Origin of the sequence: Streptomyces sp. ISL-98, from assembly GCF_018614055.1 — a bacterium.
Classification (GTDB): domain Bacteria; phylum Actinomycetota; class Actinomycetes; order Streptomycetales; family Streptomycetaceae; genus Streptomyces; species Streptomyces spiramyceticus.
On sequence record NZ_JAGGPB010000034.1, the window covers coordinates 225577 to 239026 of the forward strand.

9 protein-coding genes are annotated in these 13450 nt (G+C 70.9%); 6 read left to right on the plus strand and 3 right to left on the minus strand.

What is annotated here, in order from left to right; translation table 11 throughout:
* Positions 1 to 70: 70 nt before the first annotated feature.
* From J7I98_RS23135 to J7I98_RS23145, 3 genes are all read left to right on the plus strand, one after another.
* Complete coding sequence (locus J7I98_RS23135) at positions 71 to 712, plus strand: TetR/AcrR family transcriptional regulator (RefSeq protein WP_214924482.1); 642 nt, start codon at positions 71 to 73, stop codon at positions 710 to 712.
* Positions 713 to 803: 91 nt separating this feature from the next.
* Complete coding sequence (locus J7I98_RS23140; protein ID WP_214924484.1) at positions 804 to 1436, plus strand: nucleoside/nucleotide kinase family protein; 633 nt, start codon at positions 804 to 806, stop codon at positions 1434 to 1436.
* Positions 1437 to 1468: 32 nt separating this feature from the next.
* Positions 1469 to 2614, plus strand: a complete 1146-nt coding sequence (locus J7I98_RS23145; protein ID WP_214924486.1) for an aminopeptidase P family protein — start codon at positions 1469 to 1471, stop codon at positions 2612 to 2614.
* Positions 2615 to 2695: 81 nt separating this feature from the next.
* Here the strand turns inward: J7I98_RS23145 and treZ are convergent, their stop codons facing one another.
* Positions 2696 to 4450 carry a malto-oligosyltrehalose trehalohydrolase gene (gene treZ, locus J7I98_RS23150; protein ID WP_214924491.1) on the minus strand — a complete coding sequence of 585 codons (1755 nt, stop codon included), beginning with the start codon at positions 4448 to 4450 and terminating at the stop codon, positions 2696 to 2698.
* Positions 4451 to 4646: 196 nt separating this feature from the next.
* Between treZ and J7I98_RS23155 the strand changes: the two genes are divergently transcribed.
* A complete protein-coding gene (locus J7I98_RS23155) occupies positions 4647 to 5195 on the plus strand; it encodes a DUF1707 and FHA domain-containing protein (protein WP_214924505.1) in 549 nt (182 codons plus the stop codon).
* A gap of 130 nt (positions 5196 to 5325) precedes the next feature.
* The gene (locus J7I98_RS23160) at positions 5326 to 7548 is read left to right on the plus strand and encodes an MMPL family transporter (protein ID WP_214924509.1); all 2223 of its coding nucleotides are present in this window, start codon (positions 5326 to 5328) and stop codon (positions 7546 to 7548) included.
* Positions 7549 to 7628: 80 nt separating this feature from the next.
* Here J7I98_RS23160 and treY read toward each other — a convergent pair whose 3' ends face one another.
* Positions 7629 to 10001, minus strand: a complete 2373-nt coding sequence (treY, locus tag J7I98_RS23165; RefSeq protein WP_214924519.1) for a malto-oligosyltrehalose synthase — start codon at positions 9999 to 10001, stop codon at positions 7629 to 7631.
* Positions 10002 to 10082: 81 nt separating this feature from the next.
* Between treY and J7I98_RS23170 the strand changes: the two genes are divergently transcribed.
* Positions 10083 to 11330: an MFS transporter gene (locus J7I98_RS23170; protein WP_214924522.1), complete on the plus strand. Its 1248-nt coding sequence runs from the start codon at positions 10083 to 10085 to the stop codon at positions 11328 to 11330.
* On the opposite strand, the gene glgX is transcribed toward J7I98_RS23170, so the two are convergent.
* The gene (gene glgX / locus J7I98_RS23175; protein WP_214924525.1) at positions 11284 to 13401 is read right to left on the minus strand and encodes a glycogen debranching protein GlgX; all 2118 of its coding nucleotides are present in this window, start codon (positions 13399 to 13401) and stop codon (positions 11284 to 11286) included. The genes J7I98_RS23170 and glgX overlap by 47 nt on opposite strands.
* Between the last annotated feature and the right edge of the window lie 49 nt (positions 13402 to 13450).

Genomic DNA, 13450 nt, shown 5'->3' on the forward strand with positions numbered 1-13450 from the left:
CGCCGCCTGGCCGGATGTGAACCCCCTTCCGCCGGGTAATCTGGCGGCTGAAAAGAGGGGGAGCATCGCGATGGGCCGACCGAGCCAGCCACTGCTGAGCCGCGAGAACATCGCGCGCGCGGCGCTCGTACTCCTCGACGAACTGGGCCCGCAGGCGCTGACGATGCGGGCGCTGGCCCAGCGTCTGGGCGTGAGCGGAGCGTCGCTCTATCACCACGTTGCGTCCAAGGACGATCTGCTGGACGCGGCGTTGGACCTGATCAATGAGGAGATCGACCTCGGGCCGCTGGAGCATCCGCAGTGGCGTGAGGGGATCGCGGCGTACGCCCGTGGCTACCGCGAGGTGTACATGCGCTACCCGAACATGATTGCGATGGTGGCGCGGCGGCGGGTGGAGGCGGACAAGGCTCTGCGCGGGTACGACACGCTGATGGGCGCGCTGCTGCGGGTCGGGTGCACGCCGGCCAAGGCGGCGGAGGTTGCGGCGGCGATCGACTATCTGGTCCTCGGGTCTGCGCTGGAGACGTTTGCGGCGGGCTTTACGCGGGCGCCGGGTGCGTACCGCCCGGCGTTTCCGTCGCTGGCGGATTCCCTCGAAGGGGCCGACGGTGTGGGGTCGGGGCTGGCCGGGCTCGACGACCGCGGCTTCGAGTTGGGGCTCGGGTTGGTGCTGGACGGGCTGGCTGCGGCTGTGCGGGGGCGCGACGCGTAGGCGGTGCGGAGCCACCGAGCGGCGGCGTCGGCACATTTCACAGCGGGAAGGGGCGGGGTGGGGAGCAGGCACCCGCCAGCACAATGGGCCCATGCAACCGCACCGGCTCGTCGCGCGTGCCCGCCGTCTCATCGCCCCCGGCCGCCGCCGCATCCTCGGCATCACCGGCCCGCCCGGCGCCGGCAAGTCCACCCTCGCCGCGCACCTCGTCGACCACCTCGGCGGGCAGGCCGTCCTCGTCCCCATGGACGGCTTCCACCTCGCGGGAGCAGAGCTCGACCGCCTCGGGCGTACGGACCGCAAAGGCGCACCCGACACCTTCGACGCCGCCGGGTACGTCGCCCTCCTCACCCGGCTGCGCGCCCCCGGGACGACCGAAAGCATCGTCTACGCGCCCGCCTTCGACCGCGCACTCGAAGAGCCCGTCGCCGGCAGCATCGCCGTACCCGGGCCGCTGGACGCGCCGCTCGTCATCACCGAGGGCAACTACCTTCTCCTCGACGAAGAGCCCTGGGCCGCTGTCCGGGACCTGCTCGACGAGGTCTGGTTCGTGGACCTCGACCAGGACGAGCGCGTACGCCGCCTCATCGACCGGCACGAACGGTTCGGCAAGCCCCGCCCGACCGCCGAGCGCTTCGTCCACGCATCGGACGAGGCCAACGCCCGCCTCGTCGAGCAGGGGCGCGACGCCGCCGACCTCGTCGTCACCCTCGCAACCGGCTAGCGAGCGCCCCGCCCTCGCGGCAGGATGAAGCCATGCCTCCCGCGCCCGTCACATCCGATGCGCCCACGCCCTTCACCGCCGACGTCTACCGCGAACGTATGGCCCGCGCCGCACAGTCGGCCGCCGACGCCGGGCTCGACGGCGTACTCGTCGCACCGGGGCCCGATCTCGTCCACCTCACCGGCTACCGGCCCGTCGCCACCGAGCGCCTGACCCTCCTCGTCCTGTCCGCGAAACAGGAACACGAACCGGTCCTGGTCGTGCCGACCCTCGAAGCCCCCGACGCCGAACAGGCCGTCGGAGCCCCCGCGCTCACCCTTCGCGACTGGACCGACGGCAAGAGTCCGTACGAGGCCACCGCGCCCCTCCTCGCCGCCGACGGCCGCTTCGGGGTCAGCGACAACACCTGGGCGATGCATCTGCTCGGGCTCCAGAAAGCGCTGCCGGGCACCTCGTACGTATCGCTGACCGAGGCCCTGCCCATGCTGCGGGCCGTCAAGGACGCGGCCGAACTGGCCCGGCTCGAAGCGGCGGGCGCGGCGGCGGACGCGACGTACGAGGAGATCGTCAAGGTACGTTTCTCCGGGCGGCGCGAGTCCGAGGTCGCCGCCGAACTCGCCCATCTGCTCACCCAGTTCGGGCACGAGCAGGTCGACTTCACGGTCGTCGGCAGCGGCCCGAACGGCGCCAACCCGCACCACGAGGCGGGCCTGCGCGTCATCGAGGAGGGCGACATGGTCGTACTCGACTTCGGCGGCCTCATGCACGGTTACGGCTCCGACACCTCCCGGACGGTCCATGTCGGCCCCCCGACCGCCGAGGAGCAGCGCGTCCATGACGTCGTACGGGAGGCGCAGCAGGCGGCCTTCGAGGCGGTGCGGCCGGGGATCGCGTGCCAGGAGGTGGACCGGGTGGCGCGCGCGGTCATCACCGGGGCCGGGTACGGCGAGCGCTTCATTCACCGCACCGGACACGGAATCGGCGTGACCACGCACGAACCGCCGTACATGGTCGAGGGCGAGCGGCAGCCGCTCGTACCCGGCATGTGCTTCTCCATCGAGCCCGGCATCTACCTCCCCGGCCGCTTCGGCGTACGTATCGAGGACATCGTGACCGTCACGGAGGCCGGCGGCCGGCGTCTCAACACCACCGCGCGCGAGCTGGCCGTCGTCGGCTGAGGCCCCGCTCCAACCCTGGTACTTGGGGCGGTCGCGGACGCTGTCCAGCACCGGAGTTTGAGCACACCTCAAGGCAAGAGGTCATACGCTCGCGGGGCCCAGTACGACGCAGGACTCGGGCGGCAGGCGCAGCTGTCCGTCGGGGCCGGGCGGCGTGACCGGCTCCCAGGCCGCCAGTACGACGCTGCGGCCATTGCGGCCGAGGCCGATCGTGGCAGGCTCCTTCGACAGGTTCACCGCGACCCGGACGTCGCCGCGCCGGTACGCCAGCCAGCGTGCCGCCTCGTCGTACGCGACCTTCACCGCCGCCAGGTCCGGGTCGGCGAGGTCGGGCCGCTTGCGGCGCAGGGTGATCAACTCGCGGTACCAGGCGAGGATCCGTGCATGCGGCGCGACCGCCGGCTCCGACCAGTCCAGGCAGGAGCGCTCCCTGGTCCGCGGGTCCTGCGGGTCGGGGATGTCATCCTCTGCCCATCCGTGCGCGGCGAACTCCCGCCGCCTGCCTGCCCGTACGGCCTCGGCGAGCTCCGGGTCGGTGTGGTCGGTGAAGAACTGCCAGGGCGTGCGGGCCGCCCACTCCTCGCCCATGAACAGCATCGGCGTGAAGGGGCCGGTGAGGACGAGGGTGGCGGCGCAGGCGAGCAGCCCGGGGGAGAGGGACGCCGAAAGCCGGTCGCCGAGCGCCCTGTTGCCGACCTGGTCGTGGGTCTGGGCGTAGGAGAGGAAGCGGTGCGCCGGGGTCTTCGTGCGGTCCACGGGGCGGCCGTGGGTGCGGCCCCGGAAGGTCGAGTACGTACCGTCGTGGAAGAAGACGTGGGTCAGTGCCTTGGCGAGCGCGCCGATCGGTGCGCGGGCGAAGTCGGCGTAATAGCCCTGGGACTCGCCGGTCAGGGTGGTGTGCAGAGCGTGGTGGAAGTCGTCGTTCCACTGGGCGTGCAGACCCAGCCCGCCCGCCTCGCGCGGGGTCGTCGTCCGCGGGTCGCACAGATCCGACTCGGCGATCAGGAACAGCGGCCTGCCGGTCTCGGCCGCGAGCGTGTCCACGGCCGTGGACAGCTCTTCGAGGAAGGTCAGAGCACGCGTGTCGGCGAGGGCGTGGACCGCGTCGAGCCGCAGTCCGTCGATGCGGTAGTCGCGCAGCCACGCGAGCGCGCTGTCGAGCAGATACGTACGGACCTCGTCGGATCCCGGGGCGTCGAGGTTGACGGCCGAGCCCCAGGGGGTGTGGTGGGTGTCGGTGAAGTACGGGCCGAAGAGGGGCAGGTAATTGCCGGAGGGGCCGAGGTGGTTGTGCACCACGTCGAGCACGACACCGATGCCGAGACCGTGCGCGGTGTCGACAAAGCGCTTCAGCCCTTCCGGCCCGCCGTACGGCTCGTGCACGGCCCACAGCGACACGCCCTCGTACCCCCACCCGTGAGTGCCGGGGAACGGGCATACCGGCATCAGCTCGACGTGGGTGACCCCCAGCTCCGCCAGATGGCCGAGCCGGCGGGCGGCGGCGTCGAAGGTGCCCTCCGGGGTGTACGTACCGATGTGCAGCTCGTACAGCACCGCGCCCGGCAGCGGGCGCCCCCTCCAACCACCAGTCCACGCGAAGGTGTTGTGGTCCACGACCGCGCTGAGCCCGTCGGGTCCTTCTGGCTGGCGACGCGAGCGCGGGTCGGGCAGCACATGGCCGTCGTCGAGTACGAAACCGTAGCGATCGCCGTCGCCCGCCTCGGCCTCGGCGGTCCACCACCCGTCCCGGCCCGGATCGCGCTCCATTGCATGGGTCTCGCCCCCCAGCCGGAGCGCGACCCGGTCGGCCTGTGGTGCCCACACCTCGAAAAGCACTGGCGGCCCCTCTCGTCGACGATGCCGCCCACCATGGTGCGTCAGGAGAGGGTGATCCGCTCGTACATCACCACTTCCGCGTCACTTCAAGTCGGCCTCCTGCGCAGTGCGAGTGGACGGACCACGGTAATGATCTTGTGGCGTGGGTCGGGGCTTTTCTGGACACTTGAGCCTGGTCGGACCGACAATCAGCTTTGTGACGTCCTCCTTCGAGTTCCCCACGTATCCCGCGCGGCTGTCCGACGCCGAGCGCGATCGTGCCCTCGGGGTGCTCAGAGAAGGGGCGGCCCAGGGCAAGTTGTCGCACGACACCTTCGTGCGCCGCATGGAACTCGCCCTCACCGCCCGCAGGTCCGACGAACTGGCCGTGCTCACCGCCGACCTGGAGACCGACGGCCGCTGGTCGCGGGCGCTGTTCGCCGCAGTGGGCCGCGCATCGGCCTTCTCCGTACGGCTGCGCAGGGCGTGGCAGTCGGAGCGGCTGCCGAAGCTGCTGTTCCCCGTACCCGGACCGTATCCGCTGCGCATCGGGCGTGATCCGGCGAACGGACTGCGGCTCAGCCACGAGACGGTCTCGCGCGTGCACGCCGAACTGTCCGCACAGGGCGACAGGTGGATCCTGCGCGACCTCGGCTCGACCAACGGGACGTCCGTCAACGGGCGCCGGGTCACGGGAGCCGTGTTGGTACGGGACGGGGACCAGGTGAGTTTCGGGCGGATGAGCTTCCGGCTCTCCTCGCGCTGAGCCGGGGGTCTTCCCGCCGTCGGGGTGGGGTTAACCACAGAAGAGCCCCGGTCGCTGGCACCAGTGACCGCGACGTACCGAACCAGGACGCTGATCAAGAAGAGATAAGCGTCCTGGGGAGGGAACCGCAATGGCGGTCAGAGGTCAGCCGGTCACGGTCGGAATCGCGCGATGGTGCGCCACACATCCATGGCGGGCCATCGTCGGCTGGCTGCTGTTTCTCGTCGTGTGCGTCGGCGCGGGCAGCGCGGTGGGGACGAACAAGGGGCAGTTCTCCGACTTCTGGATCGGCGAGGCGGGCCGGGCCGAGGCCATCGCCGCCGACGCCGGGCTGACGCCCCCGCCGGTCGAGCGGGTGCTGATCACGGCGGACCGCGGAAAGGGGGGCAAGCCCGGCGCGGCCGCCGAAGACGCCGCGCGCGACGTGCAGCGGCGGATGAAGGACCTGCCCGCCGTCGTCTCGGTCGCCGAGCCGAAGGCCGCGCGGAACGGCTCCGGGCTCATGGTCGCCGTCACCCTGCGCGGCGACAAGGAGACCGCCAAGGAGGACGTCGACGCGCTGCTGAAGCAGACCGAGGCAGTCGCGAGCGAGCACCGGGACCTGCGGATCGAGCAGACCGGCAGCGCGTCCCTCTCCAACGGGGTCAACGACAAGCAGGGACAGGACCTTCAACGCACCGAGGCCATCAGCCTGCCGGTCACCTTCATCATCCTGTTCGTCGTCTTCGGGGCGGTCCTCGCAGCCGGCATCCCCGTGATCCTCGCCGTCTTCGCCTTCGCCGGAGCGGTGGGGCTCTACGGCCTCGCCTCCTGGATCACACCCGACGCGGGCGGCGCGGCGCTCAGCGTCATCTTCATGATGGGCATGGCCGTCGGCGTCGACTACTCGCTCTTCTACCTGAAGCGGGCCCGCGAGGAGCGCGAGCGTACGGGCGGCACGATCAGCCACGCCGCGGCCGTCGAACTGGCCGCCGCCACCTCGGGCCGCGCCATCTTCGACTCGGGCCTTGCCGTCGCTTTCGCACTCGGCGGCCTCTACCTGATGGACGACGTGATCTTCTCGTCGATCGCCTCCGGGGCGATCCTGGTCACCCTCGTCGCGGTGGCGGGATCGCTGACCGTACTGCCCGCGCTGCTCGCCAGGCTCGGGCACCGTACGGACGGCCGCCGGGGCAGGCGCCGCACGGCCCGTCGCGCCCCGGAGCAGAGCCGGATGTGGTCCGCCATGCTGCGGCCGGTCATGCGCAGGCCGCTCGTCACGCTGCTCATCGGTCTCGCCGCCACGGCGGCCCTCGCCCTGCCCACGCTCGGCATGAAGCTCGGCACCGAGGGCAAGGACACGTTCCCCGACAGCGTGGCCGCCGTGGCGACGTACGAGCGTCTGACGGCCGCCTATCCGGCCGACGGGATCGCCCACCTCGTGCTCGTACGGTCCGACGCGGCCCATGCGGAGCAGGCGAAGGCCGCCCTGCGGAAGCTCGCCGACCGGACCAGCGGCAATGAACTCTTCGCTCAGGAGGGGGCGCCGCAGTTGCGCACCTCGCAGGACGGGCGCGCGGCGATGCTGACCCTGCCCGTCCCCTACGCCGAGAACGGCACTCAGGCGGACCGCTCCCTGGCACTGCTGCGCGACGAGCTCCTGCCGGCGACTGTCGGCAAGGTGGCCGGCACCGAGTCGGCCGTCAGCGGGGAGATCGCCTACGGCGCGGACTACGCGGCACACCAGGAGGAGCGGCTGCCCTGGGTGATCCTCTTCGTGTCGCTGGCGACGCTGGCCATCATGTACGCCGCCTTCCGGTCCGTCGTCATGGCCGTGCTGAGCGTGCTGCTCAACCTGGCCGCCGTGATGGTCTCCTGGGGCGTGCTGACCCTGGTCTTCCAGGGCACCTGGGCGGAAGGGCCGCTCGGTTTCGACTCCACCGGATTCGTCGGATCGCGTACGCCGCTGATGGTCTTCGCCATCCTGGTCGGCCTCTCCACCGACTACCAGATCTTCGTGGTCAGCCGGATCAAGGAAGCCGTCCGGCGCGGCATACCGACGCGCGAGGCAGTGGTGGACGGAATCGCAGGCTCCGCGAGCGTCGTCACCAGCGCCGCCGTCATCATGGTGTCGGTCTTCGTCAGCTTCCTCTTCATCGACCGCATCGAGATGAAGCAGATCGCCGTGGGCCTCACGGTGGCGGTGCTGTTCGACGCAGTGGTGCTGCGGGCACTGATCCTGCCGTCGGCGATGGCACTGCTCGGAGACCGCTGCTGGTGGTCGCCGTGGAGCACCGCGCCGGGGCGCGGGGAGCCGGCCGGAGCGGCGCTGCCTCGTCCTACTGCTGGTGCGGGCCACGGCCCGCGAGCGTAAGGAAGGTTTCACCGACTGCTTCGGAGAGGGGTGGGTGGGCGTGGACGTGGCGGGCGACGTCGGAGGGTTCGGCGTCCCGGCTACCGCTCCTCTCCTCCCGCCCGGGTCAGGAGCGACACCGGACGTTCCGTGAAGAGCTCAGCCACCCGCACCCGCCCGCTGAACTCCCGCCCCGGCGCCAGCACATCACCCCACCGTCCCTCCGGCAGCACCAGCTCCGTATCGCGCCAGCCGCCCGCCTCCGCCAGCCGCAGCGAGAGCCGGGTGACGGCCGTTACGGCCTCCCCGGAGCGGCAGAACGACACGCAGTGGCCGGCCGCCGGGCCCACCGCCGTCAGCGGTGTGTACGTACCCGTCTCACCGAACGCGTCGGGCCGCTCGCGCCGCAGCCGCAGAGCCGCCTGCGTCACCGCGTATTTCTCACTGGACAGGCCGTGGGGCGACGCCGGGACGGTGAAGCCGACCGGGCGCCGGTTGTCGGGGTCCACCAGCGCGCGGAACTCCCCCTCCGTGCCCTGATAGAGATCCGGAACGCCCGGCATGGTCAGGTGGACCAGCGCGGCCCCCAGCACATTGGCCCGTACGTACGGATCGAGTTCCCGCGAGAACGCCGCCACCGTTTCGAACGGCGGTCCCGCAGGCCCCGCCGCCACGAAGTCGGCCACCGCCTGCTCGTACGCCTGGTCCTGCTCGGTCCAGCTGGTGTGCAGCCCCGCCTCCCTCACGGCCTTGAGCAGCGCAGGCGTCAGCCTCTGCGCGTCGGGCGTGCCGAAGCCGAGGGCGGTCTGCCAGGCCGTCCAGGCCAGATGCGGATCGGGGGCGGGTACAGCGGTCCCCTCGGCCAGCTGCCGCATCAGCCCCGCCCACCGCCCGGGGCACTCGGACAGCACCGCGATACGGGCCCTGACGTCCGCGCTGCGCTTCGTGTCGTGCGTGGACAGCACGGTGCCGGTGCCCGGCCAGTCGCGCGCCAGCCGGGCGCAGAAGGCATGGAAGTCCTCGGGGCTCACCCAGGGCGTGCCCGGATCCCCGCCCACCTCGTTCGCCGAGATCAGCGGCACGTACCGGTAGAAGGCCGTGTCCTCCACCGACTTCGCGCGCAGCGCCGAAGCCGTCTGCGCGAAACGCGCGCAGAAGGCCGATGGGTCGGGGCCCGGACCCAGCCTCCCCAGCGCCAGATCCCGCACCAGATCCACGACCGACGCCTCCTCCCGTACGGCGAACCCCTCCTTCACCTGCCGCACGGCCGCCACCGGTACAGCGGCCTCCGCACTCTCGGGACAGGGCCCGCCCGCCGTCACGTACGGCCGGTACACCGGCACCCGCACCAGCAGCTCCCGCACCGCCGCGCGCAGGGCCCACGGCGCGTGGTCGCCCAGCCCCGGATCCGCCGCGCAGATGCGCTCCGCCGTACGGACCAGGAAGTCGGTCTCGGCGGCCAGCTCATGGGTGAGCACCCGGTACGCGGCCCTGCGCACCGTCGCCTCCCAGTAGCCGCCCCGGTCACCCGTCGGGCCCGCGAAGTCCCGGTAGTGGCGGAGCAGTTCCCCCGCGCCCGAGGGGTCGGTGAAGAGCCCGTCGATCCGGTACAGCGCGTCGTACCCCGTCGTACCGGCGACCGGCCACTCCGCCGGCAGCCGCTCGTGCCCCGTAAGAATCTTCTCGACGACGGTCCAGCGGCCCCCGACCGCCTCCCCGAGCTGCCGCAGATACGCCTCGGGATCGGCGAGCCCGTCCGGGTGATCGATGCGCAGACCGTCCAGCACACCCTCCCGTACGAGATCGAGGACCTTCGCGTGCGAGGCCGCGAAGACCTCCGGGTCCTCCACCCGGACGCCGATCAGCTCGGAGATCGTGAAGAAGCGCCGGTAGTTGAGCTCGGTCCGCGCCAGCCGCCACCACCCGAGCCGGTACCACTGGGCATTGAGCAGCTCGGGCAGCGGCAGCCGCGCCGTGCCCTCGCGCAGCGGGAACGCGTGGTCGTAGTAGCGCAGGACGTCGCCGTCGACCGTCAGGGCGTCCAGTTCGTCACCGATCCGGTGCGCCAGCACGGGCAGCAGGACCTTGCCGCCGCCCGCCTCCCAGTCGATGTCGAACCATCGGGCGTACGGCGACCCTGGCCCCTCTCTGAGTACCTCCCACAGAGGCCGGTTGAGACTCTCCGGAGCCGGTACGGCCATATGGTTCGGCACGATGTCCAGGACCAGGCCGAGGCCGTGCGAGCGTGCCGTGCGCGACAGGGCGCGCAGGCCCTTCTCGCCGCCGAGCTCGGCCCGTACGCGTGCGTGGTCCACGACGTCGTACCCGTGCTGAGAGCCGGGCACGGCTTCCAGTACCGGCGAAAGATGCAGGTGCGAGACACCGAGTGCGGCCAGATGGGGCACCGCCTCCTCGGCCGAGGAGAAGGGGAAGTCGGAGCTGAGCTGCAGACGATAGGTGGCGGTGGGCGTCATGCGAACGTACGTACCCGAATTGGCGGCTTCTGTGTCATCGGCCCATGCGTCCGTGTCCTGACACCGCATTACGTTCGCCCGATGTCAGGAACTCTTCGTACGTATCGCGAGGTGCTGGCCCTGACGGGGCCCGTGCTGCCCGTCGTTTCCTTCCTCGGCAGGCTGCCGACCGCGATGTGCCAGCTCGGCAGCCTGCTCCTGGTCGCCGAGACGAGCGGCAGCCTGGCCACCGCGGGACTGGTCGGCGGAGCCCTCGCGGCCGGTCAGACGGTCGGCGGCCCGCTGCTGGGCCGAACGGCCGACCGCCACGGCCAGCGCACCGTCGTCCTGGTCGCCGCCCTCGTCAACGCGGTCGCCGTGGCCGCGCTCGTCGTCGCCGCACTCGCCCACACCGGTACGGCCTGGCTCGCCCTCATCGGAGCCGCCGCCGGGGCGAGCGTGCCGCAGGTCGGCCCCATGGCCCGTACGCGCTCGGTCGCCCTCGCCCGCCGAGGCGGCGCGGACGACCGGCTCATCGGCACCGTCCTGTCCTTCGAAGGCACCCTCGACGAGGTGTCGTTCGTGCTGGGCCCCGCCCTCGTCGGCCTGGCGGCGGCCCTCGCTCATCCGGCGGCGGCGCTGCTCGTGGCCGCAGGACTGCTGGCCGTATGCGGCACCTGGTTCGCCCTGCATCCGACGGCGGCCCCCATACGCCCCGCGTCCCGGCAGGCATCCCCCGTACGTACGAGCCTGCCCGGCGCGGTGTACGCCCTGCGCACCGCGATGGTCCTCCAGGGCGCCATGTTCGGCGCCTCACAGGCGGGCATCACCGCCCTCACAGGGCAGCTCGGCCGGCCGGAACAGGCTGGGCTCGTCTACGCGGCGATGGGCGTCATGAGCGCGGCCGCGGGGCTCGCGATGGCGGCTGTACCGGGCAGGATCACCCTGACGGCCCGTTGGCGCACCGCGACGGCCGCGCTGATCGTGCTTTCCGTACCGCTGCTGTTCGTACAGTCCCTGTGGGCCCTGTACGCCGTGGTCGTCGTGCTCGGTGTCGCGTACGCGCCCCACCTGATCACGATTTTCGGCCTGACCGAACGGATTGTCCCGGAGAGCAGGATGGCGGAGTCGATGGCCTTCCTGACGAGCGGCGTCGTCGGCGGCCAGGCCCTGGCGCTCGCCCTGTCGGGGCGCCTCGCCGAGAGCAACGGGGCGCCCGCGGCCTTCGCCGTGGCGGTGGCGGCGGCCACGCTGTGCGCGGTCCTCGCCTGGGCCACCCGCCCCGCCACGGCACAGACACCGCCTACGCCGGCCGCTGCAGCACCACCAGAGATCGCCCGATCAGCGTGACCCGCTCGCCCGCCGCCACCTTGGAGCCCGTCCCGGGCGGCACCCCGTCCGCTCGGGCCGTGTCGACCACGATCTGCCACTGCCTGCCGTGATTGACCGGAACCGCGAACTCCAGCGTGTTGGAGCTCGCATTGAACATCAGCAGGAACGAGTCGTCCGAGATCCGCTCGCCGCGCGGTCCCGGCTCCGAGATCGCGTGCCCGTTCAGGAACACCGTCAGCGCCTTCGCATGCGCCGCCTGCCAGTCCCGCTGGGCCATCTCTGTGCCGTCCGGTGTGAACCACGCGATGTCCGTCAGATCGTCGTGCGTGCCCTCCACGGGGCGCCCGTGGAAGAAGCGCCTGCGCCGGAAGACCGGATGGTCCCGCCGGAGCCACACCATCGCGCGCGTGAAGGCGTGGAGGCTGCTCTCCTCCTCGTCCCCTTCCGGCCACTGGACCCACGAGATCTCGTTGTCCTGGCAGTACGCGTTGTTGTTGCCGCGCTGTGTCCGTGCGAACTCGTCGCCGTGCGAGAGCATCGGCACGCCCTGCGACAGCATCAGCGTCGCGATGAAGTTCCGCATCTGCCGGGCGCGCAGTTCGAGGATCGCGGGATCGTCCGTGTCGCCCTCGGCTCCGCAGTTCCAGGACCGGTTGTGGCTCTCGCCGTCCCGGTTGTTCTCCCCGTTGGCCATGTTGTGCTTCTCGTTGTACGAGACCAGGTCGGCCAGCGTGAACCCGTCGTGGCAGGTCGCGAAATTGATGGACGCGAGCGGCCTGCGCCCGTCGTCCTGGTACAGGTCCGAGGACCCCGTCAGCCGCCCGGCGAACTCCGCGATCGTCCGCGGCTCACCCCGCCACAGGTCCCGCACCGTGTCCCGGTACTTGCCGTTCCACTCGGTCCACAGCGGCGGGAAGTTCCCCACCTGATAGCCGCCCTCACCGACGTCCCACGGCTCGGCGATCAGCTTCACCTGGCTGACCACCGGGTCCTGCTGCACCAGGTCGAAGAACGACGAAAGCCGGTCCACCTCGTGGAACTGCCGCGCCAGTGTCGCGGCCAGATCGAAGCGGAAGCCGTCGACATGCATGTCCGTCACCCAGTACCGCAGCGAGTCCATGATCAGCTGGAGTACGTGCGGCGAGCGCATCAGCAGGGAGTTCCCGGTCCCCGTGGTGTCGGTGTAGTAGCGGGGATCGGAGGCGAGACGGTAGTACGAGGCATTGTCCAGGCCACGGAAGGACAGCGTGGGGCCGAGATGGTTGCCCTCCGCCGTGTGGTTGTACACGACATCGAGAATGACCTCGATCCCGGCCTGGTGCAGCGCCCGTACCGCCGATTTGAACTCCAGGACCTGCTGTCCCCGGTCGCCCCACGACGCATAGGCGTTGTGCGGTGCGAAAAAGCCGATGGTGTTGTAGCCCCAGTAATTGCTCAGCTTCGCGTCGGCCAGCCGGTGGTCGTTGACGAACTGGTGCACCGGCATCAACTCGAGAGCGGTGACGCCCAGTTCCGTCAGATGCGAGATGACCGCCGGATGCGCCAGCGCGGCGTACGTACCGCGCAGCTCCTCGGGCAGGTCGGGGTGGAGCATGGTAAGGCCCTTCACATGGGCCTCGTAGAGGATCGTGCGGTGGTAGTCGGTGCGCGGCGGGCGGTCGTCACCCCAGTCGAAGTACGGATTGACGACGACCGAACTCATCGTGTGGGGAGCCGAGTCCAGGTCGTTGCGCGAATCCGGCTTGCCGAAGTGGTAGCCGTACACCGCCTCGCCCCAGTCGATCTCGCCACTGATGGCCCTGGCGTACGGATCGAGCAGCAGTTTGGCGGAATTGCACCGCCGTCCCTGCTGCGGGGCGTACGGACCGTGGACCCGGTAGCCGTAGCGCTGGCCCGGCATGATGCCGGGCAGGTAGGCATGGCGTACGAACGCGTCGGTTTCGCGCAGTTCCACCGCCGTCTCCGAACCGTCGTCGTGCAGAAGGCACAGCTCGATACGGTTGGCGGCCTCCGAAAAGACAGCGAAATTGGTGCCGGCGCCGTCGTACGTGGCACCGAGTGGGTAAGCCTCTCCCGGCCAGACCTGCATGCGATCGACTCTTCCACTTCTGATCCGGCTGCTGCGGGGCACTTCGCAC